Source organism: Streptomyces sp. NPDC079167 (assembly GCF_040686735.1).
In the GTDB taxonomy this organism is placed as follows: Bacteria; Actinomycetota; Actinomycetes; order Streptomycetales; family Streptomycetaceae; genus Streptomyces.
The window spans coordinates 322,464-348,895 of sequence record NZ_JBFBLO010000010.1 but is presented as its reverse complement, the minus strand read 5'-3'; the positions used below and the strand labels follow the sequence as shown (position 1 = coordinate 348,895).

The following is a 26,432-nucleotide window of genomic DNA, read 5'->3' as shown; positions in this document are numbered from 1 at the left end:
GACATAGCCTGCTGTCGACGGGGCGGTCATAGGACATACGGCCGCCTGCAGCCCCGCTCATCCCGCAGGAGCACCGTGGCAACTGGCCGAACTCACCGACCGGCGACCCGTAGCCGAGGAATTCCCGAGGCCACCGTCGCCCGGCTTCCGCTGTATCTCCGCGCACTGACAGCGCTCTCCGAGCGCTCGGTCCCCACGGTTTCGTCCGAGGAACTCGCCGCGGCGGCGGGAGTCAATTCCGCCAAGCTGCGCAAGGACTTCAGCTACCTGGGCTCCTACGGCACGCGTGGTGTCGGGTACGACGTCGAGTATCTCGTCTACCAGATCTCGCGCGAACTGGGGCTCACCCAGGACTGGCCGGTCGCGATCGTCGGCATCGGTAACCTCGGCGCCGCACTCGCCAACTACGGCGGTTTCGCGTCCCGTGGTTTCCGGGTCGCCGCGCTGATCGACGCCGACCCCGCCATGGCGGGTACGCCCGTGGCCGGGATCGCCGTCCAGCACACCGATGACCTGGACCGGATCATCAGCGACAACGGTGTGTCCATCGGTGTCATCACCACTCCGCCCGGTGCGGCCCAGCAGGTCTGCGACCGGCTCGTCGCCGCGGGTGTGACCTCCATCCTGAACTTCGCGCCGACGGTGCTCTCCGTGCCCGACGGTGTCGATGTACGCAAGGTCGATCTCTCGATCGAGCTCCAGATCCTCGCCTTCCACGAGCAGCGCAAGGCCGGCGAGGAGGCCGCTGCCGACGGCAGGGCCGGTGTGGACGCCGAGGACGACGAGGCGCCGCCGATGCGCGCCACGCCCACCGGCCGGAAGGGACCTGACGGGGACATGCCCGCAGTGATGCCGGCATGAGCCTCCTGGTCGTAGGACTGAGCCACCGCAGCGCCCCCGTCTCCGTGCTGGAGCGGGCCGCCCTGGCGGTCGAGGCCCGGACGAAGCTGCTTCAGGACACCCTCGCCGCGGAACCCGCGACCGAGGCCACCGTCCTGGCCACGTGCAACCGCATCGAGCTGTACGCGGACGTGGACAAGTTCCACGCGGGCGTCGCCGAGCTGTCCACCCTCCTCGCGCAGCACAGCGGCGTCGGGCTGGACGAGCTCACTCCCTATCTTTATGTGCACTACGAGGACCGTGCCGTCCACCACCTCTTCTCGGTGGCGTGCGGGCTGGACTCCATGGTCGTCGGTGAGGGCCAGATCCTCGGCCAGATCAAGGACGCGCTCGCGCTGGGGCAGGAGCTCCACACCGCCGGCCGGCTGCTGAACGACCTCTTCCAGCAGGCCCTGCGGGTCGGCAAGCGCGCCCACAGCGAGACGGGGATCGACCGTGCCGGGCAGTCGCTCGTCACCTTCGGTCTCGAGCAGCTGGCCGACGGCGCCGAGGTCACCGAGTGGGCGGCCGGAAAGCGCGCCCTGGTGATAGGCGCGGGCTCGATGTCCTCGCTCGCCGCCGCGACGCTGGCCCGTGCGGGCGTCGACGAGATCGTCGTCGCCAACCGGACCCGGGCGCGTGCCGACCGGCTCGTCGAGATCCTCGGCCAGGCCGGTGTCCCGACGGCGCGCGCCGTGGAGATGGACGGCGTCGCGGGTGAACTGACACGTGCCGATGTCGTGGTGTCCTGTACGGGCGCGACAGGTCTCGTGCTGAGCGCGGAGGCCGTCGCCGGTGCGCTCGGCGTCGAGTTCGACACCGCGGAGCGGGCGGCCGCCGCCCCCGCCGCCGTGGCCGACGAGCTGGACCAGCACGCCGCGTGGGTGGAGAACGGTTCCGCCACCGCTGCCGCACAGGACCGGGCCGTGCGCCGGGTTCCCGTACGTCCGGCCTCCACCGGCCCCGCCCGGCTCCACCTGCTCGACCTCGCGATGCCGCGTGACATCGACGGAGCGGCGCACCGCGTCGCCGGTGTGCGCCTCGTCGACATCGAGTCGCTCGCCGAGGCGTCCGCGGACGCCCCGATGGCCGCCGATGTGGACCAGGTGCGCACCATCGTCGCCGACGAGGTGGCCGCCTTCGGAGCAGCCCAGCGCGCCGCGCACATCACCCCGACCGTCGTCGCCCTGCGCACCATGGCCGCCGATGTGGTGGCCGGCGAGATCGCGCGGCTCGACGGGCGCCTCCCCGACCTGGACGAGAAGCAGCGCGCCGAGATCACGCAGACCGTGCGCCGCGTCGTCGACAAGCTCCTGCACGCGCCCACCGTGCGGGTCAAGCAGCTCGCCAGCGAGCCCGGCGGCGCCGGGTACGCCGATGCGCTGCGGGAACTCTTCGACCTCGACCCGCAGACGGTGGCCGCCGTCTCCCGGGCAGACCTGAACGACCCGAATAGAGGGCGGTCATGACCGACAACTCACCCCTGGGCGGGGAGACCACCACACCGCTCCGGCTAGGCACCCGGCGCAGCAAGCTCGCCATGGCGCAGTCCGGCATGGTCGCCGACGCGGTCCGCGAGGTGACCGGGCGTGCCGTCGAGCTCGTCGAGATCACCACGTACGGGGACGTCTCCCGGGAGCACCTGGCGCAGATCGGCGGGACCGGTGTGTTCGTCGCCGCCCTGCGTGAGGCGCTGCTGAGCGGCGAGGTGGACTTCGCCGTCCACTCGCTCAAGGACCTGCCGACCACGCAGCCCGAGGGTCTCGTGCTGGCCGCCGTGCCGGTGCGCGAGGACCCGCGCGACGCGCTGGTGGCACGGGACGGGCTGACCTTCGAGCAGCTGCCGGCCGGCGCCCGCATCGGCACCGGTTCGCCGCGCCGTATGGCGCAGCTCAACGCGTACGCCCGAGCGCACGGTCTCGAGATAGAGACCGTCGCCATCCGCGGCAACGTCGATACGCGCATCGGATTCGTACGAAGCGGGGAGCTGGACGCGGTGGTACTCGCCGCCGCCGGGCTCAGCCGCCTCGGACGCACGGACGAGGTCACCGGCTTCCTGCCGGTCGACACCGTCCTGCCCGCTCCCGGCCAGGGAGCACTGGCGATCGAATGCGCTGAAAGCAGCGCGGACCTCGCCGCAGCCCTCGCCGAGCTCGACGACCCGTACACCCGGGTCGCCGTGACCGCCGAGCGCGCCCTGCTCAACGCCCTGGAGGCCGGCTGTTCCGCACCTGTGGGTGCGCTGGCCGACCTCCTGGCCGACGGGCAGGTTGTCAACGAACTGCGCCTGCGCGGTGTCGTCGGTTCAACCGACGGCACTTCCCTGGTGCAGCTGTCCATCACCGGTCCCGTCCCCACGTCGCACGACGACGCGGCGGCCCTCGGTCGCGAGCTCGCGGCCGAGATGCTTGCCAAGGGTGCGGCCGGTCTTATGGGGGAGCGAGCACTTTGAGCCCCACCGGCCCTGTCGTATCCGACTTCCCTGTCCTGTCCTCAGGGCACGTCACCTTCCTCGGCGCCGGTCCCGGCGACCCGGGACTGCTGACTCTGCGCGCTGTCGAGGCGCTCGCGAGCGCGGACGTCCTTGTAGCGGAACCGGACGTTCTCGACGTCGTTCGCTGCCATGCACGGGCAGGGGTAAGCACGCCTGAGATGACGGTTGTTGACATGGCGTCAACACCCGCCGGAGTACCCGTCCTCAGGGATGCCGCCAATCTTGTCATGGAGGCAGCGAAGGGCGGCAGGCGGGTGGTGCGCGCCGTCACGGGCGACCCCGGCCTGGACGGCAACACGGGTGCCGAGATGCTCGCCTGCGCTGCCGCGGGTGTGCCTTTCGAGGTCGTGCCCGGCATCGCGAACGCGGTCGGTGTACCCGCGTACGCAGGTGTGCCGCTGCGTGACGCGCAGGGCGCCGATGTCCGCTTCGTCGACGCCCGTACCGCGTCGGACCGCTGCTGGTCCGAGGTCGGCGCGAGCGACGCGACGGCCGTCGTGTCCGCCTCGCTCGACTCGGTGGCCGCGGCCGCCGGTGAGCTGGTCTCGGCGGGCCGCAAGCCCGACACCCCGCTCACCGTCACGATCGCCGGGACGACGACCCGCCAGCGGACCTGGACCGCGACCCTCGGGACGATCGCCCAGGTCCTGAAGCAGGCGAAGGTCCTCCCGTCGCCGGACGGGCACCTGCCCGTCATAGCCGTGGTCGGGGAGCGCAGCTCCGCCGCCCAGCGCGACCAGCTCGCGTGGTTCGAGTCCAAGCCGCTGTTCGGCTGGAAGGTGCTCGTGCCGCGTACGAAGGAGCAGGCGGCGTCCCTCTCCGACCAGCTGCGTTCGTACGGTGCCGTGCCGCACGAGGTCCCGACGATCGCCGTCGAGCCGCCGCGGACGCCCCAGCAGATGGAGCGGGCGGTCAAGGGCCTGGTCACGGGCCGCTACGAGTGGATCGCCTTCACCTCGGTCAACGCGGTGAAGGCCGTGCGGGAGAAGTTCGAGGAGTACGGGCTCGACGCCCGTGCCTTCGCCGGGATCAAGGTCGCGGCCGTCGGTGAGCAGACCGGCGCCGCGCTGGTCGACTTCGGTGTGAAGCCGGACCTGATGCCGTCCGGTGAGCAGTCGGCGGCGGGTCTGCTGGAGGACTGGCCTCCGTACGACCCGGTCTTCGACCCGATCGACCGGGTGTTCCTGCCGCGTGCCGACATCGCCACGGAGACGCTGGTGGCCGGGCTCATCGAGCTGGGCTGGGAGGTCGACGACGTCACCGCGTACCGCACGGTCCGCGCCTCGCCGCCGCCTGCCGAGACCCGGGAGGCGATCAAGGGCGGCGGTTTCGACGCGGTGCTCTTCACCTCGTCCTCGACCGTCCGCAACCTCGTCGGTATCGCGGGCAAGCCGCACAACGTCACGGTGATCGCGTGCATCGGTCCCGCCACGGCGAAGACCGCCGAGGAGCACGGCCTGCGGGTCGACGTGCTGTCCCCGGAGCCGTCGGTCCACAAGCTGGCGCAGGCGCTGGCGGACTTCGGCGCACAGCGCCGGGACGCGGCGAAGGAGGCCGGTGACCCGGTGACCCGGCCGAGCGAGCGCCGTCCGGGTGCGAGACGGCGTCGTTCGACGACCTGAGGGCCGTGGACGGATGTGCGGGCCCGGCTGCTCCCTCGCGGAGCGGCCGGGCCCGCTGTCCGTCGTCCCTCCGCTTTTTCCGGCTCGGGTGTCGGTAAACCGGTGATGTGTACGGGTCTAGTCTCGAAGGATGACCGATTACGGAAACTTCCCCGGCTCGCGGCCCCGCCGGCTGCGGACGACCCCCGTCATGCGGCGCATGGTCGCCGAGACCCGGCTCGACCCGGCGAATCTGATCCTGCCCGCGTTCGTACGTGAGGGCATCGACGCCCCGGTCGCCATCTCGGCCATGCCCGGTGTGCAGCAGCACACCCTGGACACGCTGCGGAAGGCCGCCGTCGACGCGGTCGCGGCCGGTGTCTCGGGGATCATGCTCTTCGGCGTCCCGCTGGACGAGAAGAAGGACGCGCGGGGCACGGCGGGGACCGATCCGGAGGGCATTCTCCAGGTCGCGCTGCGGGCGGTGCGCGAAGAGGTCGGGGACGACCTGGTGATCATGTCCGACCTCTGTCTGGACGAGTTCACCGACCACGGGCACTGCGGCGTGCTGACCGGGGACGGCCGCGTCGACAACGACGCCACGCTGGAGCGGTACGCCGAGATGGCCCAGGTCCAGGCCGACGCGGGAGCCCATGTGGTGGGCCCCAGCGGCATGATGGACGGCCAGGTCGGTGTCATCCGGGACGCGCTGGACCAGACGGGCCACGAGGACGTGTCGATCCTCGCCTACACCGCGAAGTACTCCTCGGCGTTCTACGGGCCGTTCCGTGAGGCGGTGGGCTCCTCGCTCAAGGGTGACCGCAAGACGTACCAGCAGGACCCGGCGAACATCCGCGAGTCGCTGCGCGAGCTGGCCCTGGACCTGGAGGAGGGCGCCGACATGGTCATGGTCAAGCCGGCCGGCCCTTACCTGGACATCCTCGCCAAGGTCGCCGACGCGGTGGACGTGCCGGTCGCGGCGTACCAGATCAGCGGTGAGTACGCGATGATCGAGGCCGCCGCGGAGAAGGGCTGGATCGACCGGGACGCGGCGATCCTGGAGAGCCTGACGGGCATCCGGCGCGCGGGTGCGCGGATGATCCTGACGTACTGGGCGACGGAGGTCGCGCAGAGGCTGGGGCGCTGATCGGGGCCCTCAGGACACCAGGCCCTGGCGGTAGGCGTAGACCACCGCCTGGACGCGGTCGCGGAGTCCGAGCTTGGTGAGGATGCGTGAGACGAAGGTCTTGACCGTCTCCCGGCTGATCACGAGGGACGCGGCGATCTCGTTGTTGGAGAGGCCGTCCGCGATGAGGCGCAGGACCTCCAGCTCACGGGGGGTCAGCGGGATGCCGGGGCTCTTGTCCTCGGTGGGCCGGATCCGCGCGGCGTACCGGCCGACCAGTTGGCGGGTCACCTCGGGGTCCAGGAGCGCCGCGCCGGCGGCGACGGTCCTGATGCCGTGGAGCAGCCGGTCCGGCGGGGCGTCCTTGAGGAGGAAACCACTGGCGCCGGCGCGCAGCGCCTCGTAGACGTACTCGTCCAGGTTGAACGTGGTCACCACGAGCACCTTCACGGGGTGCGGCACTCCGGCGCCGGCCAGCAGGCGGGTGGCCGCGATGCCGTCGAGGACCGGCATGCGGATGTCCATGACCACGACGTCCGGACTCACCTTCGCGGCGAGGTCGACCGCGGTCCGCCCGTCCCCGCACTCGCCCGCGACCTCGAGGTCGGGCTGCGCGTCGATGATCGTCGACAGCCCGGTGCGGATCAGGACCTGGTCGTCGCAGATGAGTACGCGGATCGGCTCGGTCACGAGGGGCTCCCGGCGGGTATGCGGACCCGGACGGTGAAGCCGCCGTCCTTCTGCTTCTCCGCGCTGAAGTCGCCGCCGAGGACGTCGACCCGTTCGCGGAGGCCGGCCAGGCCGCGCCCGCTCCCGGAGAGTCCGGCCGTCCGCGAGCCGGAGCTGTCCGTGCCGACCTCCACGGTGATCTCCTTCTCGCCATGACACACCCGGACCGAAGTGCGGCTGCCGTGAGCGTACTTGAGGGCGTTCGTCAGTGATTCCTGCACCACCCGGTAGGCCACGAGGTCGGCGCTGCCGGACGATTCGGCCGGTGTGCCCTCCTCAGTGAACTCCACGGGCTGCCCGGCCCGCCGGGTCTGCTCGACGAGGGTGAGGAGCCGGCCGGCGGGCGGTGTCCTGGGCTCGGTGCCGTGGTCGGGGTTGAGCAGATCGAGCAGGTGCCGCAGGTCGGTGATGGCCCGCCGCCCGGTGTCGGTGACGGCCGTCAGGCTCTGGTCGAGGCGGTCGGGTGCGGCGGTCAGATAGCGTGCCGCCTCGGCCTGGACGACCATGGCCGTCACGTGGTGGGTCACGACGTCGTGGAGTTCGCGGGCGATGCGGGCCCGTTCGGCGGTGCGGGTGTCCTCGGCGACGCGGCTGCGGCGCTCGGCCTCCAGGGCCCGGGTGTCGCGGAGCCATATCCCGACGGCCCAGGCGAGTGCGATGGCCAGGTAGAACGTCACGAACTCGCTCGGCGGGTCGCCCGGTCCGACCCGGTGGAGTGCGACCGCCAGCGGGACGTACGCCGCGGAGATGACGAGGGCGGTGGCCCGCCGGTGGTGTTCCAGGAGGGACGCCACGCTGATCAGCGCGATGGGCAGCGCGGTGCCCGCGAGCGTGTGGTAGCCGCGGAGCTGGTCCAGGGCGAAGCCGATCGACACCACGGCGAAGCAGCTGACGGGCCACCGCCTGCGCGCGGCGAGCGGGAGGCACTGGAGGGCGATCGCCACGATCGCCAGGGCGTCGAAGGGCCGGTTCGGGAGGCCGCCGAGCTCCGTGCCGTTGTTCCGGAAACCCGGCAGGATCGACGCGGCGAGGATCAGCAGGGCCAGCGGGGCGTACCAGAGGGCGGCGTCCGGTCGGCGCCGCAGTTTCTGGATCCGCGCTAGTCCGGTCACCGGGGAAGTGTAGTGGTGGCGGCGACCCGGTCGGCGCGCCGACGGGGCACCAGGTTGCCGCGCTTGCGGGCCAGCCACATGAACCCGATCGTCGCCAGCGCGCCGAACAGCACCGCGTACACGCTGCCTTCCGGTCCGAAGTCGCCGCCGGTGACCCAGGTCGGGCCCGACGTCATGGTGTCCAGCAGTCCCTCCGAAGTGCCGTTGCCGGAGACCGCGGTGCTGAAGATGCCGGCCGCCGCGAAGTTCCAGCCGAAGTGCAGGCCGATCGGCAGCCACAGGTTGCGGGTCGCGGCGTAGGCGGCGGCGAGCATGCCACCGGCCTCGATCGCGATGGCGAGGGCGCCCCACAGGCTGGCGTCGGGGTTCAGCAGGTGCACGGCGCCGAACAGCAGCGCGGTCAGCGTCAGCGCGATCCAGGTGCCGGTGCGCTCCTCGATGATGCGGAACAGGACGCCACGGAAGAGCAGTTCCTCCGTCACGGCGGCGGCCGCCATGAAGCCGACCAGCCCTATGGCGCCGGTGACCGAGCCCAGGCCGTTGATCTCGTAGTGCGCGTTGACGTAGATGTTCGTGATGACGGCACCGAACATCGCGACGCCGATCAGCATCCCCCGGCCGATCGCGGCCTCGGCGCCCTTGCGGGCCACCTCGGTGGACGGGCGGTTCTCGGTCTTCCGCACCACCCATCCGTAGACGAGTACGGCGAGTACGGAGGTCAGGAGTCCCAGGACGAGCTGGAGCCAGGGATTGTCCCCCACGGCGGCGACGACCTGACCGCCGATCATGGCGACCACCACGACGGCCAACAGCTGCCAGACGAACCTCATGAACGCTCCTTCTGCGGGTCCGCGGCCGGAGTGCCGCGGTGCCTCGAACGCTACGGATCCGGCGTTCCGCGATCGTCACCTCACGGTGGACACCTGCGCGTAGCTCGCACGGGGGACAGGAGCCGTGGACGACCCGGCCGGCCGAACGGGACGTGCGCCCGTACGTGGCCGGTCCGCCGGACACGCTGAAGGCCCCTGCCCGCACCCGTACCGCCCGTGTCCGACGCTCTTCTCGGCGCTCCTCACGGCGTTGGGCGGCCGCGTGCGAGGATGCTGCCGTGATGGACGCTGTCGACGCGGTCGCCTGGGACTCCGTGCCGGGCCATCCCGACTGGTACGAACCCGATCGCGCAGCCCGTGGTCTCCGCGCCCTGTCCGAGGCGACGAACCTGGTGCAGGCGGCAGAGGCAGGCTCGCAACTCGGGGGCGGCGGGCTCGTGCACGACCACAGCGGCGCGGTGTTCCCAGCGGCCGTGGTGGCGGCACCGCTGCTTCTGGACATCGCTGAGCGGGGGCACCCGGCAGCCCGGGACACCGCGCTGGCACTGCTCGATGAGGCACTGTCCTTCCGTCCACAGGCCGGGTACACGCGGATGGACGCTCCTGGCGGCACGGAGATGCCCCTCTGCTGCGCTCTCGCCCACCGCCTGCGAGAGCGTGCCGATGTCCTCCCGGGGCTGGGCAGGAGGGGGAAATGGCTGCTGGCCGACGCGTCCGCGCACTGGCGCTTCGAGATCCGTGAATGCGTGGCTGAAACGGGCGATTCGGCTGCCTTCGGCCTACTGGCCGGCCACTTCCCCGGAGGTGTGCACGCGGCGGAGATGCATGGTGCCGGTGCCGTCACCGTGCTGGGTGGCCTCGTTCTGGAGTACCCGCCGACGGAAGGCTCCTCCGAGGCGTGCCTGCGGGTGCCCGGCCGGCACCCCGACGAACTGCCGCCGGGCGCTGTACTGACTCCTGCGAAGTGCGCCAACCGCGTGCCCTGACCAGGGGTCATTGGGAGATTGCGGACGGCTCAACCGCCACTTTCCGCCCGATTCCTGTCCGTGCTCTCCCAACGACGGGCGTTACGGGTCCGCTACGGCCAGTCGACCAGGGCCGTGAACGCCACGTAGGCCGTGAGGACGGCGGCGGGCGCGGCCAGGGAGAGGAGTGCCCGGGCCGCGGCCTGCCGTTGACGCCAGGGCAGGGCCCAGCTCGCCACGAGGACGATCAGGGACAGCACCAGGCCGGTGCAGAGCACGGCCCAACCCGCGTTCCACGAGTCGGTGAAGCGGTCGGCCTGTGCGCCGTTGCAGGAGTCGCACGCCATGGGGGACAGGCCGCCGAAGAGCAGGGCGAGGGCCGCTGCGGGCAGGGTGACGAGCGTGGAGATCAGCGGCCCGGCCCAGGCGTGCGGGGAGCGGGGGTTATGAAGGTCTTCCGACATACGTACGAGTCAACGCGGCGGAGCAGCACCGCACATGAGCGCTCGTACTCAGACTGCGTCCGACCGGTGGGGGACAACCCCCGGGGCGTCCGGTGGGCCGCTCCAGTGTGGAACCGCGCGCCCGCTGTGAGGCTGAACGGGTCACACGTCGCGATGACTTGGGAGACTCCATGACTGTCCCGGCAACACCGTCGAAGTCGGCCCGGGCCCGCCTGAGGGCGCCCCTGGCCGCCATCTGCGCCGTGCTCCTGCTTGGCGGGCCCGCAACTGCGGTGGCCGCAGCCGCACCGCCGGCCGCGCACGCGCAGGCCCAGCACCAGGGGCGGGGCACGCTGGTGTCCGTCGAGAAGCTGTACACGCTCGCCACCCCGGAGGATGTGGCCACCGAACTGGCAGAGGCCGGGTTCGCGGGTGACACCGTCCGGCACGGCGTGGTCGCGTACAGGCTCGTCCACCGGACCGTCGACGTGCACGGTCGCCCCACGACGGCCAGCGGGCTGTTCGTGCTGCCGCTCACGGACGAGCGGCGGCTGGCAGCGGTCTCCTTCGCGCACGGCACAGGCAGCCACAAGAACGACTCGCCGTCCATGCAGCGCGCCGCGTTCGTGTCCGCCCCGGTCATCGCGTACGCGGCGGCGGGCGCGGCAGGGGTCGCGCCCGACTACCTGGGCATGGGCAAGGGACCCGGTCTGCACCCATGGATGGACATCGGCTCGGAGACCACGGCGTCCCTGGACATGCTGCGCGCCGCCCGCGCCTTCGCTCCCCGCACGGGCCACGCGCTGGAGCGAGACGTCCTGGCCACGGGCTTCTCGCAGGGCGCTTCGGCGGCTCTGGGCCTTGGCAGGGCTTTGGAGGCGGGCGAGGACCGGTGGTTCAGACTGGGCGCGCTGGCGCCGGTCAGCGGGGCGTACGACTTCGGAGGTACGGAGCTGCCCGCACTGCTCAGTGGCGAAGTGGAGGGGAAGCCGGGCGCGGTGTACGCGGCGTACACGCTGGTGGCCTTCGACCGGCTCCACCACATCTACGACAGTCCCCGCGAGGTCTTCGACGAGGACTACGCCGACGGGATCGAGGAGTTGTTCGACGGCACGCACACGGGGGAGGAGCTGATGCGTGGCACCCCGGGGAGCGTGGACGAACTGCTCACCGCCCGGGGGCGTGAGGTCCTGGCGCATCCGACAGGCGCACTGGCGGACGCGTTCCGTACGACGGACGCCGTGTGCACCGACTGGGTGCCGGACGCCCCGGTCCGGCTGTACATGGCCTCCGGGGACAAGGAAGCCGTCACCGCCAACACGGAGTACTGCCGGGCGGCTCTGGACCGGAACGGCGTGGACGCCCCGGTCGTCGACCTCGGCGCGGTCGATCACCAGGGGTCCCGCCACCTGGGGTCCAACGTGGCGGCCGTGCCGGAGATCGTCCGCTGGTTCGCGGAGCTGCGGAACTGCTGACGCCGGCCGGGGCCGACGGCATAATCCGCCCATGAGCCTTACCGTGCGACAGCTCGCGCTGGCCACCCTGGACAGACAGCTCCTCCTCGAACGACGGCGTCTCGACGTCGCGGAGGCGGTGCGCCGGGTCTGCGCCCTCCCCGGCCGCGCCGTCCTGTACGACCTGGCGGACGCCACCGTGCCGGCGGAGGACACCCCGGCGCCGCCGAGGCTGCTGCCGATGTGGGACAGCACGCTGCTGTCCCACGCCGGCGCCGGCCGCATCGTGCCCGAGGAGTACCGCTCGCTGGTCGTGCGGCGCAACGGTGACGTGCTGCCTGTCTGCTCGTCGACGGTCAGGTCGTCGGTGTGTGGCGTGCGGTGGGCGGCGGCCTCGAACTGACCGCCTTCCGTGCGCTCGGCAGGGCGGCCCGGCAGGGCCTGACCGAGGAGGCGGAGAGCCTGGCGGCGCTGCTCGCCGACCGCGATCCGGCGGTCTACGGGCGTTACGGGCACTGGTGGGACAAGGGGATAGCGGGTGCCGAGCGTGTGATCGTCAAGGGCTGACGGCCGGCCGCTGGATGCTCCCGGTTCCGGATAGCCTGCGTCTTCATGATGCGTGCGTGGAAACTGCCGATACTGCTGGTGTTGTGTGGCTCGGTCATCGCGATCGGCCAGATCCTTCAGGGGAGTCCTGTCCAAGCCGCGGTGTTCCTCCTGGTGTTCGTACTGCTTGCTGGGGCGAGTTCGCCGCTGCTCTTCCCGAAGCCGGTCGGTGCGCTGGAGGCCCAGCGGCGTAGCGCGGTCGACGGCAAGCCGGTCGTCTACTGGCGGGCGGGTTGTAAGTACTGCATGCGTCTGCGCTTCCGGCTGGGCCGCAGGGCTCGTCAGTTGCACTGGGTCGACATCTGGCGTGACCCGGCCGGTGCGGCAGTGGTGAGGGAGGCCAACGGCGGCGACGAGACGGTGCCGACCGTCTTCGTGGCGGGCCGGCCGCACGTCAACCCTGGCCACGTGTGGGTCCGCGAGCAGCTTCCCTCGTCCGGGGGCTGACAGACGAACAGGCGGCGCACTCCGGCGTGTTGCCGGTGTACGCCGCCTCGGGCGGGTCGCGGTGCGGGTCATGGCCCGCGCTGTCATGACGGCTACTTGGGGTCGCGGTCGTACTGGGCCTTGGACCAGCGGTAGCCGAGGACGGTGAGGCCCAGGCACCAGGCGACGGCGATCCAGCCGTTGTTGCCGATCTCGGTGCCGAGGAGGAGTCCTCGCAGGGTCTCGATGGCCGGGGTGAAGGGCTGGTACTCGGCGATCGGCTGGAACCAGCCCGGCATGGATCCGACCGGGGTGAAGGCGCTGGAGATGAGGGGCAGGAGGATGAGCGGCATGGCGTTGTTGCTGGCTGCCTCCGCGTTGGGGCTGCCCATGCCCATGCCGACGGCGATCCAGGTGAAGGCCAGGGAGACCAGGGCGAGGAGTCCGATGGCGGCGAGCCATTCCAGGAGGGTGGCGTCCGTGGATCGGAAGCCCATGGCGACGCCGACGGCGCCGACGAGGACGACGCTCGCGATGGCCTGCAGGACGCTGCCGGCGACGTGTCCGAAGAGGACGGAGCCGCGGTGGATGGCCATCGTCCGGAAGCGGGCGATGATGCCTTCCGACATGTCGGTGGAGACCGATACGGCGGTGCCGACCACGGTGGAGCCGATGGTCATGAGCAGGATGCCGGGGACGATGTAGGCGATGTAGGCGGAGCGGTCGCCGCCGCCGATGCCGGCGCTCATCGTGTCCCCGAAGATGTAGACGAAGAGCAGCAGGAGCATGACCGGGGTGAGCAGCAGGTTCAGGGTGAGGGAGGGGTAGCGCCGGGCGTGCAGGAGGTTGCGGCGCAGCATGGTGGACGAGTCGCGTACGGCGAGGGAGAGGGTGCTCATCGGGCGTTCTCCTTGGGCTGGTGGGGGATGGTGGTGCCGGCGGTGAGGGCGAAGAAGACGTCGTCGAGGTCGGGGGTGTGGACGGTGAGTTCGTCGGCGTCCACACCCTTCGTGTCGAGCAGGTCGAGGATGGAGCGCAGTTGGCGCTGGCTGCCGTCGCTGGGGATCTGGAGTGCGAGTGCGTCGTCGGTGGGGGCGCCCCCTGCTCGAGCGGAGCCGAGAGCGTGGGGGAGGGTGACCTCGCCCAGGGCGTCGGCGGCGGTCCGGTAGGCGTCGGGGTCGGTGAAGCGGAGCCGGACGTGTCCGCCGGGGATCATCCGCTTGAGTTCTTCGGCGGTTCCCTGGGCGGCGATCTTTCCGTCGTTGAGTACGGCGATGCGGTCGGCGAGTTCGTCGGCTTCTTCCAGGTACTGGGTGGTGAGGAAGACGGTGACGCCGTCGGAGACGAGTTCGCGGATGATGTTCCACATGTTGTGGCGGGAGCGGGGGTCCAGGCCGGTGGTGGGTTCGTCGAGGAAGATGATTCTCGGGTTGCCGACGAGGGTCATGGCGATGTCCAGGCGGCGCTTCATGCCGCCGGAGTAGCTCTGGGCCGGCTTCTTCGCCGCTTCGACCAGGTCGAAGCGTTCCAGGAGTTCGGCGGTGATCCGCTTGCCCTCGGTGCGGGAGAGGTGGTGCAGGTCCGCCATGAGGAGCATGTTCTCCTCGCCGGTGATCAGCCCGTCGACCGCGGAGAACTGCCCGGTGACGCCGATCGCGGCGCGGACGGCCTGGGGTGCGGTGGCCAGGTCGTGGCCGCCGATGTGGACGGCGCCGGTGCCCGGGCCGGCGGAGACGAGGGTGGAGAGGATCTTCACGGCGGTGGTCTTGCCCGCGCCGTTCGGACCGAGCAGCGCGAACACGGACCCGGCCGGGACGACCAGATCGATACCGTCGAGGACGGTCTTGTCACCGTACGACTTGCGCAGTCCGTGTGCTGCGATGGCCGAGTTGGTCATGGGAAAGCTCCTCAGAGACTGCGGGCGGTGATGTCGCCGTGGGCGGTGGTCGCGTGGATGTTCAGGGCGGCGGCGGCGCCGTCCGAGTTCTTGAGCGTGTTGCGGATCCGGCCGAGGCTGGTGCCCGCGTCGAGGGTGGCGGAGACCCCACGGGCGGCGCCGACCGAGATCTCGCCGTACTCGGTGCGCAACGTGACCGAGCCGCGTACGGCCTCGGTGATGCGGAGGTCGCCCTTCAGGGTGCTGATCTGTGCGGGGCCGCCCAGACGGCCGACGGTGATGTCGCCTGCCTGGAGGGTGAGGCGGGCACCTTCGGTCTCGTCGAGCTTGACCGAGCCCTGCGCGCTGTCGAGGGTGACGTCGCCGAGCCGTCCGACGCCCCGGACCTCGGCGCTGGCCGACCTCGCCTCGACGCGGGAGCCGGCGGGCAGCTGGACGGTGATCTCGACGAATCCGGAGCTGCCGAGGACCCGGTTCGTCGCTGCCGGTGCCTCGATGCGCAGGGCCCCGTCGCTGTAGGCGACCTCGGTCTGCTCCGCGGCCTTCACGTCGCGGCTCTTCGAGGCGTTCGCGGGCAGGATCTCGACCGTGGTGTCGGGCCGGTCCGCAGCGATGATCTGGATGCGTCCCGCGGGGATGTCGAGGATGGCCGCGACGGGGGCGGGGGTGGTGAACGTCTGCATCGTGTGCTCCTTCGGTTCGTGTTTCCGATGAGAGAAACGCTACGTTGCATTCACTGAACGGGCAATGAGTTTGTTGCGCATCAACCCTGTTATTGCAGGTAGATGAGGGGATTTCATTGCAATGGGCTTGAGCCTAATGCAACGAACGGCCCCCGTTGCGTTGCAATGGAGTGGAGGTGAACGCTATGCTGGCGTTCTCACGGACCACGAAGGAGCCATCGCGATGCCCGGAGGCAGACTCACCCAGCAGGAACGCCAGCAGATCGCTCTGGGACTGGCCGACGGCCTCGCCTACGCGGAGATCGCCAGAGGCCTCGACCGTCCGACCTCCACGGTCACGCGCGAGGTGATGCGTAACGGAGGGCCCACCGCCTACCGCGCCGATGTCGCCCACCGCGCCACCGGGCACCGGGCCACCCGGCAGAGTCAGGCCGCGCGCCGGGGGGCTCAGGAGCCCCGGGCGGCCGGTGGGCGCGACGCCGAGGCGGTGCTCGCGTTCGAGGAGGTGTTCACCACCGTCCTCATGCAGTCGGGCATGCCCAAGATGATGTCCCGGGTACTCGTCTGCCTCGTCGTCACCGACACGGGCACCCTCACCGCGTCGGAGCTCGCCCAGCGCCTCCAGGTCAGCCCGGCGTCCGTCTCCAAGGCGGTCGCGTACCTGGAGGAGCAGGCCTTCATCCGGCGGGAGCGGGACGAACGCCGCCGTGACCGCTACGTCGTCGACAACGACGTCTGGTACCAGTCGATGGCCGCCAGCGCCCGGTCCAGCGCCCAGATAGTCGAGACCGCGGAGCAGGGTGTCGGCGTCCTCGGCGCCGGGACCCCGGCCGCCACCCGCCTCGAGAACATCGCCCGCTTCATGGCGTTCGTCACCGAGGGGATCATGCGCGCCGCCGACCAGGCCCGTGACGTCCTCCACACCGGACCGGACTCGTCCGGTCAGTAGACGCGGGTGGCGGTTCCGTCGACCACGAGGGCCTGGCCGTCGCGCAGGGTCAGGTGGGGGACGCCTTCGGCCCGGTACCGGTCGGCCACGGTGCCGAGGATCTCCGTCTCCGGGTGCCCGGGCGAATCGATGTGGGGCACCACCGCGTGGTCGAGGAGGGCCAGCCCGTCCCAGCGGGCCACGTCCCCGTACGCGGTGGCCACCGCCTCCGGAGGGTCGCACGCCTCCAGGCCCCGGAGACCGGGGGCCAGGACGCATGCGCCGGCACTGTAGCCCCCGTAGACGAGAGCGTCCTGCCGCAGGAGGCTGACCAGGGCCCGGTCGGCCCCGCTGCGGGCCATGGCCTGGCGCAGGACGAACACGTTGCCGCCGCGGACCCAGACCAGGGGGTACCGGGCGAGAGCGGCCGCGACCTGCTCCGCGGGGCGCCCGAAGAACGCGCGCAGGTCGAGCTCGGCCGGCCGCAGCCCGAGCCCGGAAAGCGCCCCGAACTCCCGCTCGACCGCTGCTTCGCGTTCGCCGGCCGGCAGTGCGTCGACCGCGTTGGCCATCACCGCGACCGCCACGCCGGAGGCGGGCGGCCGGCGCAGCAGTGCCAGCAACTGCTCCGGGTGGTCCCCGGTGCGGAAGGACGAAAGATACATACGCATCCGTGGACCGTAACGGCGCGGTAGGCCCTGACACGGGCGAACGGGCGTGACACCGGTCTGCGGTGTCACGCCCGTCGCGAAGGTGCTCCGTGGACGAGCCGTCGATGACGGCGCGTCAGTGCCTGGAGGGTCAGTACATCAGGGCGTCGTCCATCTCGGTCTGCCAGTACGTCACGGTCAGCGTGCTGTCGACGTACACGTCCTTGGACAGCGGGACGTTCACCATGTCACCGGCGGACCCCGACTCCGCGTCCAGGAAGCCCACGGCCAGGTCCTCGGCGGAGTAGCCGCCCGTGCCGCTGCCGTCGGCGGACGACGTCATGATCCCGGCGTAGGCGGACTCACCGGGTGCGATGGTGACGACGGCCTGCGGCTTGCTGTCCTCGACGACCGGGGGCACGGACTGCGCCTCGCCGAAGCGCAGGACCGGGTAGTAGAAGGCGTTGCACGCCTTCGAGCCGGTGTTGGTCACGGTGAGCAGCATGTGATTGACGGGGCGCTGGACGTCGGTGATCGTCAGCTTGGTGTTCTCACCGGTGCAGGTGGTCCGGGTCGCGCCGTTGTCGCCGTCCGCGTCGCTGCCCTGCTGCTTCGGGGCCGCGGAACCGGAATCCTTGGCGGCATCCGAACCGGAGCCGGAAGTGCCGGAGTTTCCAGCCGTCTTCGCGTCCGGCTTGGCGTCCGTGTCCGATGCCGGGACCGCCGAGGTGCCGGCGCCGGGCTTCTGGGACACCGAGCCGTCGGAGCTGTCCGCCGCTGCGGGGTCGCCTCCCTGGCAGGCCGTCAGGGACAGGGCGGCGATCAGCGCGGCGGTGCCCAGGACGGACGTGCGGGCGGCGCGGCGGAAGTGAAGGTTACGCATGAGAGGTTCTCCCCGTTCGAAGGCGGTACGTGCCCGGGGCGCCGTTTGGCACCCTGATGTGCGGGCGGGTCTACTGGTCGGTGACGCGTGATCAGAGGTTTTGCAGGAGTGCGATGACGACTGTGATGCAGGCGATCAGTACTGCTGCGGCGACTGCGTCGGTCAGGCTGAGCGCGGGTCGAGTACGCATGGCGGCTCCCGGGACTGACGAGGGTGGGATGTACGGATCGCGGGGAACGCCGCGGTGTGTCCACATCTTGTCCAGGCCCGGATTCCCGGTGCAACGGCTGGCCGGGCATGCGGGACGCTGGAACGTCTGCACGTACTCTGACCTGCGCGGATACCACGTCCCTGGAACGCGCTCCGGGAACGCATGGAAGGGGAACGGTCGAGGTGGGCACAGAGATCCAGGACTTCGCGGCACTGCTCAGGGAGCTGAAGGCGAGGTCCGGGCTCAGCTACGGGGCGCTCGCCCAGAAGCTGCACATGAGCACCTCGACCGTGCACAGGTACTGCAACGGTGACGCCGTTCCCCATGACTACGCGCCCGTCGAGCGGTTCGCGCGGGTGTGCCGGGCCTCCTCCGAGGAGTTGATGACCCTTCACCGGAAGTGGATCCTGGCCGACGAGGCGAGGCGGCGGGCGCCCCGGAAGCCGCAGGCGGCGGGCACTGCCGACGGGTCACCCGACCAGCCGGACGCGTCCGGCGGGCCCGACGCGTCAATCACACCCGCTCCGGCACCCGCTCCCGCCCACACGGACCCCGAGCCCACCGCGTCCGAGCCGGCGGTCCCCGGGCCCGCACGCGTCGACGGCGCCACTCCCCAGGGAGAAGCGGAACCTCCGTCGCGACCCGGAACGGAATCCGTTCCGGAGGATGTGACACCCCAGGGGCCGGGCACCGGCGACGTACCCGCTCCGCGTCGCCGCACCAGCAGGAAGCTGCGCGTCCTGTTCACCGCGGTGGCGGTCGTGGCACTCACCGTTTCCGCCGCCGTCGCGGTCCGCGGCCTCGGGAACGACGAGCCCTCGGACGACAAACGGGCGGATGCGGGACTCAGCCTCTCGCCGGTCGTGCCCACCGGCAAGGGGAGCGGCAGCGCGAAGCCCAGCAAGAGCGCCGGCCCGTCCACCGAGCCCAGCCGGACCGCCTCCTCGCCGACGGCCGCCGGGAAGAGCGTCAAGCCTTCGCCGTCCTCGCGCCGTCAGGAGAGCGGTGGTGGCGTACCCGTGCACGCGACCATCAGTTCGTACAACTGGGAGTCGCCCTGCGGGCAGTACTACTTGTTCGACCAGGCTCCCGACGACCTGCCTCCGGTGCCCGCGCCTCAGGACGCCCGTGGGTGGGCGCGGGTCCTCGACGGTGTGGACGGGGGTGACATGAAGCTCGCACTCACCCTCCAGGGGACGTCCGGCGAGGCGGTCGTGCTGAACGGGCTGCACGTACGGGTGCTGGGGCGCAACGCGCCGCTCGCCTGGGGCGCGTACTCGATGGGGAGCGGCTGTGGGGGAGGCATCACACCGCAGACCTTCGACATCGACCTGGACGACAGCCGGCCCCGGACGAAGCCCGTCGCGGGCGAGGACGCCGGTGTCACCGTCCCCGCGAAGGACTTCCCGTACCGGGTGAGCTCCACCGATGTCGAGGTCTTCCACCTCGACGCGCACGTGGAGGGGCACGACGTCACCTGGTACCTGGAGCTGGAGTGGACCAGCGGCGGCAGGAGCGGGATGCTGCGCATCGACGACGGGGGCAAGCCCTTCCGTACGAGCAGCCTCACGGCCCGGCCGTCGTACTACTACCGTTCCGACACGGCACAGTGGGTCCCGGAGGAGTGGGGCCCGGAAGATCAGTGACGGCCGGGCGGTGACGGCCGGGCACGGGGTGGCCCGGCCGCGGTCTCAGCGGCTCAGGACGGTCTCCTGCTCCATGCGCGTCAGCTTCTCGGGATTGCGGACGGCGTAGAGCCCGGTGATGAGGCCGTCGTCGACGCGTACGGTCACCACGGTGTCGAGCGCACCGCCGAGCCTGACGACCAGCGCCGGGCAGGCATTGACGTGTGCCGGCCGCAGCGACACGGCGGTGGCCTTGCCCAGCCCGCCGATCAGCAGGCGGGCCACCTTGTCGGCCCCCACGACGGGCCGGAGGACGGCCTGCCTGACCCCTCCGCCGTCCCCGAGGAGAACGGCGTCGGGGGCGAGGACGTCGAGCAGGCCCTGCAGATCGCCCGTCTCCACGGCGCGCCTGAACGCGTCGAGCGCGCCCCGGGTCTCGGCGGGGGAGACGGTCCCGCGCGGGCGGCGCGCCGCGACGTGGGACCGCGCCCGGTGGGCGGTCTGGCGGACCGCGGCGGGGCTCTTGCCCACGGCTTCGGCGATCTCCCCGTAATCGAGGGCGAACACCTCGCGCAGCACGAACACCGCACGCTCGGCCGGTGTGAGCGTCTCCATCACCAGCAGCATCGCCGTCGAGACGCTGTCGGCCAGCTCGACGTCGTCCGCCACGTCGGGCGTGGTGAGCAGCGGCTCGGGCAGCCAGGTGCCGACGTAGGACTCCTTGCGGCGGCCGAGCGTGCGCAGCCGGCCCAGCGCCTGCCGCGTGGCGATCCGGACGAGGTACGCCCGGGGGTCGCGCACCGTGCCGAGGTCGACGTCCGCCCACCGCAGCCAGGTCTCCTGGAGGGCGTCCTCCGCGTCGGCGGCCGAGCCGAGCATCTCGTAGGCGACGGTGAACAGCAGATTGCGGTGGGCGACGAACGCCTCGGTCGCGGGGTCGGCGCGGCCCTCACCGGCGGGCTGCCCGGCCGTGTCCCTGGTGTGCGCTCGCTCGCTCTCCACCGGCTGCTCCTGCCTGTTCGCTGTCGACGGTGCCACGCGCACAAGACGCCGGCGAACGCCGCTCCGTGACATCGGCCGACGGTGATTCAAGTCACAGGGGCGTCCCGTCACAGGGGGCGCGCCGGCGGCATCTCGTGTTCGTCCCGGTGCAGCAACCACGAGTGAGGACGACGTCATGGACGCACGGTTCAACCTGTTCGAGAACGAGACCGGTATGAAGTTCGCCAAGCGGTTCGCCGGCACGGGCCTGGTGGTCCAGCAGTCGACGCTGCCGAAGGCCACGCAGGAGCTGGTGTCGCTTCGCGTCAGCCAGATCAACGGCTGCGGGCACTGCATCGACATGCACGTCAAGGAGGCGGCGGCCGCCGGCGAGACCGCGGCCCGGCTGCACCTGGTCGCCGCCTGGGCCGAGTCCACCGTGTTCACCGAGGCCGAGCAGGCGGCGCTGGCGCTCGCCGAGGAGGGCACGCGGCTCGCCGACGCCCAGCCCGGGGTTTCCGACGAGACCTGGGCCCAGGTGCGCAAGCACTACGACGACGACCAGGTCGCCGCGCTGGTCTCCCTCGTCGCCCTGATGAACGCGGCCAACCGGCTCGCCGTGATCACGCACCTGAAGGGGGGCTCCTACGAGCCCGGCGCCTTCGCCGCGGCGTTCGACTGACCGGGTGGGAACGCGCACGGGCCCGGCCGGGATCGAGTGATCCCGGCCGGGCCCGTGCGGCAGCCGGAGGGTCAGAGGCGCTCGGGCGTCCTGATGCCGAGCAGCTTCATGCCCTGGTGCAGGGTGCGGGCGGTGAGCTCCACGAGGAACAGCCGGTTCTCGACGACCTCCGGGGTGTTCTCGTCGCTGAGGACCTGGCACTGGTCGTAGAACGTGGTCAGGTGCGAGGCCAGCTGGTAGAGGTACGCGGCCAGCTTGTGCGGCTCGTACCCCTCGGCGACCTCGGCCAGGACCTCGCCGAACAGGTCCAGATGCAGACCCAGCGCGCGCTCGGCCGGAGCCAGGGCCAGCTCCGGGTGCGCGGCGGGCTTGGCGTCACCCGCCTTGCGCAGGATGGAGCGGATCCGGGCGTAGGCGTACTGGAGGTAGACCGAGGTGTCGCCGTTGAGCGACACCATCTGGTCCAGGTCGAACTTGTAGTCCCGTACGGCGGAGGTCGACAGGTCCGCGTACTTCACGGCGCCGACTCCGACGTACCGGCCGTTCTCGACGATCTCGTCCTCGGTCAGGCCCACCTTGTCGGCCTTCTCCCGGACCACCGCGGTGGCCCGCTCGACGGCCTCGTCGAGAAGGTCCTCCAGCCGGACGGTGGTGCCCTCACGGGTCTTGAACGGCTTGCCGTCCTTGCCCAGGACCGTGCCGAAGGCGAGCTGGTGCGCCTTGACGCCCTCGTTCAGCCAGCCGGCGCGGCGGGCCGTCTCGAAGACCATCTTGAAGTGCAGGGACTGCCGGGCGTCCACGACGTAGAGCAGGGTGTCGGCCTTGAGGTCCTGCACCCGGTTGCGGATCGCGGAGAGGTCGGTCGCCGCGTAGCCGTAGCCGCCGTTGGTCTTCTTGACGATCAGCGGGACCGGGTTGCCGTCCGGGCCCTTCACATCGTCGAAGAACACGCACAGGGCGCCCTCGGAGCGGACGGCGACGCCCGTCTCCTCCAGGATCCGGCAGGTCTCCTCGAGCATGTCGTTGTAACCGGACTCGCCGACGATGTCGGGGTCGTCGATCTCCATGTCGAGCTTGTCGAAGACGGAGTAGAAGTAGATCTTCGACTCGTCGACGAAGCGCTGCCAGTGCGCCAGCGTCTCCGGGTCGCCGGCCTGGAGGGCCACCACCCGGTCACGGGAGCGCGCCTTGAACTCCTCGTCGGAGTCGAACAGGACCCGCGACGCCTTGTAGACACGGTTCAGCGACGACATCGCCGCCTCGCCGTCCGCCTGGCCACCCTCGTGCTTCAGCTCGTCCGGGTGCTCGAAGAGGTACTGGATGAGCATGCCGAACTGGGTGCCCCAGTCGCCGATGTGGTGGCGCCGGACGACGTGCTCGCCGGTGAACTCGAGGATCTGGACCATCGCGTCACCGATGACCGCCGACCGCAGGTGGCCGACGTGCATCTCCTTCGCCACGTTCGGCTGGGCGTAGTCGACGACGGTGGTGCCCGCGTCAGCCTTGACCGGGACGCCGAGCCGGTCGCCGTCGGCGGCCCGCGCGGCGAGCGTGCTGATGATCGCCCGGTCGGTGAGCGTGACGTTGAGGAAGCCGGGGCCCGACACCTCGATGTCCTTGACCAGCTCACCCGCCGGAAGGGCCGCGGTGACCTGGGAGGCGAGCTCGCGCGGGTTGCCCTTGAGCTTCTTGGCGAGCGCGAGGATCCCGTTGGCCTGGAAGTCGGCCCGGTCGCTTCGGCGCAGCAGCGGGTCCGCGGTGCCGGCATCCGGCAGAGCTGCCGTCAGGGCGTCCGCCAGCTGCTGCTGGAGCGTGGAAGCGAGGGAAGGGACCGAAGCCATGAGCCGGCTGCCGTTTCCGTAGGAGACAAAGGATCACTCCAGTATCCCACGGGGTGTAAAGCCGTTTTCGCGCTGCGGGCCGTACCTGGGAGAATGGCAGTGCCCCTGATGGGGATCGCCCCTACGAGTCCTACACGAGAGAAGGACGTGCCGACCGTGGCTTCGAGTCAGAGCAGCACCGAGACCGACTGGGTCTCCCGCTTCGCGGACGATGTCATCGCCGAATCGGAGCGACGTGCGCCTGGCAAACCGGTCGTCGTCGCGTCCGGGCTCTCCCCGTCGGGCCCGATCCACCTGGGCAACCTCCGCGAGGTCATGACCCCGCACCTGGTCGCCGACGAGATCCGCCGCCGCGGCCACACCGTGCGCCACCTGATCTCCTGGGACGACTACGACCGCTACCGCAAGGTGCCGAACGGCGTGGAAGGGGTCGACGACTCCTGGCAGGCCCACATCGGCAAGCCGCTGACCTCGGTGCCCGCCCCGGCCGGATCCGCGTACCCGAACTGGGCGGAGCACTTCAAGGCCGCGATGACCCAGGCCCTGGACGAGCTCGGCGTCGAGTACGACGGCATCAGCCAGACCGAGCAGTACACGGCGGGCACCTATCGCGAGCAGGTCCTGCACGCGATGAGGCACCGGGCCGACATCGACGCCGTCCTGGACCGCTACCGCACCAAGAAGGACGGTACGGCGGGCGCGAAGGGCAAGAAGCCGCAGCAGAAGAAGGTCGACGAGGCCGAGCTGGAGGCCGCCGAGGGCTCCGGCGCGGCGGACGAGGACGACGGCAGCTCGAACGCCGCCGGATACTTCCCGTACAAGCCCTACTGCGGCAACTGCGAGAAGGACCTCACCGTCGTCACGTCCTACGACGACGACACGACCGAGCTGAACTACACCTGCTCGGCCTGCGGCTTCGCCGAGACGGTCCGGCTCAACGAGTTCAACCGCGGCAAGCTGGTCTGGAAGGTCGACTGGCCGATGCGCTGGGCCTACGAGGGCGTGATCTTCGAGCCCAGCGGCGTCGACCACTCCTCGCCCGGCTCCTCCTTCGTCGTCGGCGGCCAGATCGTCCGCGAGGTCTTCGACGGCGTCCAGCCGATCGGACCGATGTACGCGTTCGTCGGGATCTCCGGCATGGCGAAGATGTCCTCCAGCAAGGGCGGCGTGCCGACCCCGGCCGACGCCCTGAAGATCATGGAGGCGCCGCTGCTGCGCTGGCTGTACGCACGCCGCAGGCCGAACCAGTCCTTCAAGATCGCCTTCGACCAGGAGATCCAGCGGCTGTACGACGAGTGGGACTCGCTGGCCCGCAAGGTGGCCGACGGCACGGTGCTGCCCGCCGACGCCGCCGCCTACGCCCGGGCCATCGGCACGGCCGCCGGGGAGCTGCCCAGCACCCCCCGCCCGCTGCCGTACCGCACGCTCGCCTCGGTCGCCGACATCACCGCCGGCGCGGAGGACCAGACGCTGCGCATCCTCAGCGAGCTCGACCCGGACAACCCGCTGACCTCGCTCGACGAGGCACGGCCCCGGCTCGACCGCGCCGAGAACTGGATCACCACCCAGGTGCCGGCCGAGGCCCGCACCATCGTCCGCGACGAGCCGGACAAGGAGCTGCTGGGCTCCCTGGACGAGCAGGGCCGTGAGTCGCTGCGGCTGCTGCTGGAAGGGCTCGACTCGCACTGGTCGCTGGACGGCCTGACCACGCTCGTCTACGGCGTGCCGAAGGTGCTGGAGGGCCTGGAGCCCGACGCGAAGCCGACACCCGAGCTGAAGGTCGCCCAGCGCTCCTTCTTCGCCCTGCTGTACCGGCTGCTCGTCGGCCGCGACACCGGGCCGCGCCTGCCCACGCTCCTCCTGGCGGTCGGAGCGGACCGGGTGCGGACGCTGCTCGGCGCGTAGCACCACGGACAGGAGAACGGGCGGCCCGCTCAGCAGGCCGCCCGTTTCCTCTGTCCGCTTCCGCCCCTACGCGATGTGGTCGGCGGCCATCTCGTTGTCGAAACGCTGCTTGAAGCCGGGCAGCAGCCGGCGGAGGAGCGCGGCGCTGCGCGGGTGGTGGACGTTGTGGACGTCCGACAGGGTTATGTCGAGCGCCTCCGCGCTCGGGTGGGTCTGGTACTGGTGGGTGTACTCGGCGTACGCCTCGTACGCGAGCTTGCTGAACTGGGCCTCGTCCTCGGCCCACTCGGCCGGGTCCGCCTCCTGGGCGGCCTCCTGCTCCGGCTGCTCCGCGGGTTCCGGTCCGGCCGGGCGGGGGTGCGGGAACGCGCCGATCGTGCCCACGTCGCCGAGCGGGCGGGTCCGGTTCCCGGCACCCGAGGGGACCATCACCGGAGCGGGGTCCATGCCCTCGTCGTACTCCGGGTCGTACGCGCCCTCGTACGTCTCGTCCAGGACCCTGGAGGTCGCGAACCAGGGGCTGTCGTGCGCGCCGGGGTCCTCGTGGGGGTACTGCTGCTGGTCGGCCGGGTCGTACCGGTCCTGCTGCGGATACGGCTGCTGCCGCTGTTCCTGCGGCTGCGGGGCGTACGGGAGTTGGGGGTGCTGCTGCTCGGCCTCCACGGCCTCCACCGCCGCCACGGCTGCCGGGGCGGGCGGCAGCAGGGCCGGCTCGATGCCCGCGGCGGCGAGGCCGGCCGGGGCGGTCTCGGCGAGCGGGACGCCGTACTTCGCCAGGCGCAGCGGCATCATCGACTCGACGGGAGCCTTGCGCCGCCAGTTGCGGCCGAAGCGGGCCTGGAGGCGGGCCTGGTAGATCAGCCGGTCCTGTTCGAGCTTGATGACCTGCTCGTAACTGCGCAGCTCCCACAGCTTCATCCGGCGCCACAGCTTGAACGTGGGGACGGGGGAGAGGAGCCAGCGGGTGAGGCGGACGCCCTCCATGTGCTTGTCGGCCGTGATGTCCGCGATCCGGCCGACCGCGTGCCGTGCGGCCTCGACGGCGACGACGAACAGGATGGGGATCACCGCGTGCATGCCGGTGCCGAGCGGGTCGGGCCAGGCGGCGGCGCCGTTGAAGGCGATCGTCGCCGCGGTCAGCAGCCAGGCGGTCTGACGCAGCAGCGGGAAGGGGATGCGCATCCACGTCAGCAGCAGGTCCAGCGCGAGCAGGACGCAGATGCCCGCGTCGATGCCGATCGGGAAGACGACGGAGAACTCGCCGAAGCCCTTCTCCTCCGCGAGTTCGCGCACGGCGGCGTACGAGCCCGCGAAACCGATAGCGGCGATGAGCACGGCCCCGGCGACGACGACCCCGATGAGCACGCGGTGTGTGCGTGTCAGCTGCATGGCGGCCACCCGCGAATCCCCTCCCGACTTCGATGAACCGGCTCCACTTCGGCACCCGGCGCGCGCACAGCCTGGCACATGCCCGCCGGGCG

24 protein-coding genes and 1 pseudogene are annotated in these 26,432 nt (G+C 71.1%); 13 read left to right on the top strand and 12 right to left on the bottom strand.

Translation table 11 applies throughout. From position 1 onward, the window contains the following. Positions 1-75 precede the first annotated feature (75 nt). From AB0P41_RS22955 to hemB, 5 genes are all read left to right on the top strand, one after another. Positions 76-861: a redox-sensing transcriptional repressor Rex gene (locus tag AB0P41_RS22955; RefSeq protein WP_356710037.1), complete on the top strand. Its 786-nt coding sequence runs from the start codon at positions 76-78 to the stop codon at positions 859-861. Beyond that, positions 858-2,348 (top strand): glutamyl-tRNA reductase, encoded by a 1,491-nt coding sequence (locus AB0P41_RS22950; RefSeq protein ID WP_356710036.1) that lies wholly within the window; start codon positions 858-860, stop codon positions 2,346-2,348. The genes AB0P41_RS22955 and AB0P41_RS22950 overlap by 4 nt, the downstream gene beginning before the upstream one ends. Further along, entirely contained in the window at positions 2,345-3,331 is a 987-nt protein-coding gene (gene hemC / locus AB0P41_RS22945) for a hydroxymethylbilane synthase (protein WP_356710034.1), read from the top strand. Before AB0P41_RS22950 ends, hemC begins: the two co-directional genes overlap by 4 nt. Beyond that, on the top strand, positions 3,328-4,995 hold the full coding sequence (locus AB0P41_RS22940; protein WP_356710031.1) for a bifunctional uroporphyrinogen-III C-methyltransferase/uroporphyrinogen-III synthase: 1,668 nt from the start codon (positions 3,328-3,330) through the stop codon (positions 4,993-4,995). The genes hemC and AB0P41_RS22940 overlap by 4 nt, the downstream gene beginning before the upstream one ends. Before the next feature lie 130 nt (positions 4,996-5,125). Beyond that, the gene (hemB, locus tag AB0P41_RS22935) at positions 5,126-6,121 is read left to right on the top strand and encodes a porphobilinogen synthase (RefSeq protein ID WP_365933827.1); all 996 of its coding nucleotides are present in this window, start codon (positions 5,126-5,128) and stop codon (positions 6,119-6,121) included. A gap of 9 nt (positions 6,122-6,130) precedes the next feature. Here the strand turns inward: hemB and AB0P41_RS22930 are convergent, their stop codons facing one another. From AB0P41_RS22930 to AB0P41_RS22920, 3 genes are read right to left on the bottom strand one after another with little or no spacing between them, the layout of a single operon-like run. Continuing rightward, the gene (locus AB0P41_RS22930) at positions 6,131-6,790 is read right to left on the bottom strand and encodes a response regulator transcription factor (protein WP_356710010.1); all 660 of its coding nucleotides are present in this window, start codon (positions 6,788-6,790) and stop codon (positions 6,131-6,133) included. Then, positions 6,787-7,941, bottom strand: coding sequence for a histidine kinase (locus AB0P41_RS22925; protein ID WP_365933824.1), 1,155 nt, complete (start codon positions 7,939-7,941; stop codon positions 6,787-6,789). Before AB0P41_RS22925 ends, AB0P41_RS22930 begins: the two co-directional genes overlap by 4 nt. Then, positions 7,938-8,771 (bottom strand): type II CAAX endopeptidase family protein, encoded by an 834-nt coding sequence (locus tag AB0P41_RS22920; RefSeq protein WP_365933823.1) that lies wholly within the window; start codon positions 8,769-8,771, stop codon positions 7,938-7,940. The genes AB0P41_RS22925 and AB0P41_RS22920 overlap by 4 nt, the downstream gene beginning before the upstream one ends. Positions 8,772-9,052: 281 nt before the next feature. Here AB0P41_RS22920 and AB0P41_RS22915 point away from each other — a divergent pair, with 281 nt between their 5' ends. After that, positions 9,053-9,757: a hypothetical protein gene (locus AB0P41_RS22915; RefSeq protein WP_356710004.1), complete on the top strand. Its 705-nt coding sequence runs from the start codon at positions 9,053-9,055 to the stop codon at positions 9,755-9,757. Positions 9,758-9,849: 92 nt separating this feature from the next. On the opposite strand, the gene AB0P41_RS22910 is transcribed toward AB0P41_RS22915, so the two are convergent. Beyond that, positions 9,850-10,200: a hypothetical protein gene (locus AB0P41_RS22910; protein WP_356710002.1), complete on the bottom strand. Its 351-nt coding sequence runs from the start codon at positions 10,198-10,200 to the stop codon at positions 9,850-9,852. 170 nt (positions 10,201-10,370) lie between these two features. Between AB0P41_RS22910 and AB0P41_RS22905 the strand changes: the two genes are divergently transcribed. The 3 genes and pseudogenes from AB0P41_RS22905 to AB0P41_RS22895 all read left to right on the top strand — a co-directional run bounded on the left by AB0P41_RS22905 (position 10,371) and on the right by AB0P41_RS22895 (position 12,686). Next, entirely contained in the window at positions 10,371-11,654 is a 1,284-nt protein-coding gene (locus AB0P41_RS22905; RefSeq protein ID WP_365933820.1) for a lipase, read from the top strand. 106 nt (positions 11,655-11,760) lie between these two features. Further along, positions 11,761-12,200, top strand: a pseudogene (locus tag AB0P41_RS22900) (crosslink repair DNA glycosylase YcaQ family protein); the annotation flags it as partial. Between the two features lie 45 nt (positions 12,201-12,245). After that, a complete protein-coding gene (locus AB0P41_RS22895; RefSeq protein WP_365933818.1) occupies positions 12,246-12,686 on the top strand; it encodes a glutaredoxin domain-containing protein in 441 nt (146 codons plus the stop codon). A 92-nt stretch (positions 12,687-12,778) separates the two neighbouring features. Here the strand turns inward: AB0P41_RS22895 and AB0P41_RS22890 are convergent, their stop codons facing one another. Genes AB0P41_RS22890 through AB0P41_RS22880 form a run of 3 tightly spaced genes read right to left on the bottom strand, consistent with a single transcriptional unit; the run spans position 12,779 to position 15,245 of the window. Continuing rightward, positions 12,779-13,564: an ABC transporter permease gene (locus tag AB0P41_RS22890; RefSeq protein ID WP_356709994.1), complete on the bottom strand. Its 786-nt coding sequence runs from the start codon at positions 13,562-13,564 to the stop codon at positions 12,779-12,781. Further along, positions 13,561-14,562 (bottom strand): ATP-binding cassette domain-containing protein, encoded by a 1,002-nt coding sequence (locus AB0P41_RS22885; protein WP_356709992.1) that lies wholly within the window; start codon positions 14,560-14,562, stop codon positions 13,561-13,563. The genes AB0P41_RS22890 and AB0P41_RS22885 overlap by 4 nt, the downstream gene beginning before the upstream one ends. An 11-nt stretch (positions 14,563-14,573) precedes the next feature. Then, positions 14,574-15,245 (bottom strand): DUF4097 family beta strand repeat-containing protein, encoded by a 672-nt coding sequence (locus AB0P41_RS22880; RefSeq protein WP_365933816.1) that lies wholly within the window; start codon positions 15,243-15,245, stop codon positions 14,574-14,576. A gap of 223 nt (positions 15,246-15,468) precedes the next feature. Between AB0P41_RS22880 and AB0P41_RS22875 the strand changes: the two genes are divergently transcribed. Beyond that, positions 15,469-16,194, top strand: coding sequence for a helix-turn-helix domain-containing protein (locus AB0P41_RS22875; protein WP_356709988.1), 726 nt, complete (start codon positions 15,469-15,471; stop codon positions 16,192-16,194). Here the strand turns inward: AB0P41_RS22875 and AB0P41_RS22870 are convergent. Together AB0P41_RS22870 and AB0P41_RS22865 are read right to left on the bottom strand one after the other, a co-directional pair. Next, positions 16,188-16,844, bottom strand: a complete 657-nt coding sequence (locus AB0P41_RS22870; protein ID WP_365933814.1) for a Type 1 glutamine amidotransferase-like domain-containing protein — start codon at positions 16,842-16,844, stop codon at positions 16,188-16,190. The two genes, AB0P41_RS22875 and AB0P41_RS22870, sit on opposite strands and share 7 nt — an antisense overlap. A gap of 130 nt (positions 16,845-16,974) precedes the next feature. Then, entirely contained in the window at positions 16,975-17,706 is a 732-nt protein-coding gene (locus AB0P41_RS22865) for a DUF4232 domain-containing protein (protein ID WP_365933812.1), read from the bottom strand. A 393-nt stretch (positions 17,707-18,099) separates the two neighbouring features. On the opposite strand from AB0P41_RS22865, the gene AB0P41_RS22860 reads away from it, so the two are divergent. Further along, positions 18,100-19,563, top strand: coding sequence for a helix-turn-helix domain-containing protein (locus AB0P41_RS22860; RefSeq protein WP_365933809.1), 1,464 nt, complete (start codon positions 18,100-18,102; stop codon positions 19,561-19,563). Positions 19,564-19,608: 45 nt separating this feature from the next. Here AB0P41_RS22860 and AB0P41_RS22855 read toward each other — a convergent pair whose 3' ends face one another. Then, positions 19,609-20,544, bottom strand: coding sequence for an RNA polymerase sigma-70 factor (locus AB0P41_RS22855; RefSeq protein WP_365933807.1), 936 nt, complete (start codon positions 20,542-20,544; stop codon positions 19,609-19,611). 175 nt (positions 20,545-20,719) lie between these two features. Between AB0P41_RS22855 and AB0P41_RS22850 the strand changes: the two genes are divergently transcribed. Then, positions 20,720-21,205, top strand: a complete 486-nt coding sequence (locus tag AB0P41_RS22850) for a carboxymuconolactone decarboxylase family protein (RefSeq protein WP_356709977.1) — start codon at positions 20,720-20,722, stop codon at positions 21,203-21,205. Between the two features lie 71 nt (positions 21,206-21,276). On the opposite strand, the gene argS is transcribed toward AB0P41_RS22850, so the two are convergent. Further along, complete coding sequence (gene argS, locus AB0P41_RS22845) at positions 21,277-23,046, bottom strand: arginine--tRNA ligase (RefSeq protein WP_365933806.1); 1,770 nt, start codon at positions 23,044-23,046, stop codon at positions 21,277-21,279. Between the two features lie 147 nt (positions 23,047-23,193). Between argS and lysS the strand changes: the two genes are divergently transcribed. Next, a complete protein-coding gene (lysS, locus tag AB0P41_RS22840; RefSeq protein ID WP_356709973.1) occupies positions 23,194-24,951 on the top strand; it encodes a lysine--tRNA ligase in 1,758 nt (585 codons plus the stop codon). 66 nt (positions 24,952-25,017) lie between these two features. Here the strand turns inward: lysS and AB0P41_RS22835 are convergent, their stop codons facing one another. After that, positions 25,018-26,349: a DUF2637 domain-containing protein gene (locus AB0P41_RS22835; protein WP_365933804.1), complete on the bottom strand. Its 1,332-nt coding sequence runs from the start codon at positions 26,347-26,349 to the stop codon at positions 25,018-25,020. Between the last annotated feature and the right edge of the window lie 83 nt (positions 26,350-26,432).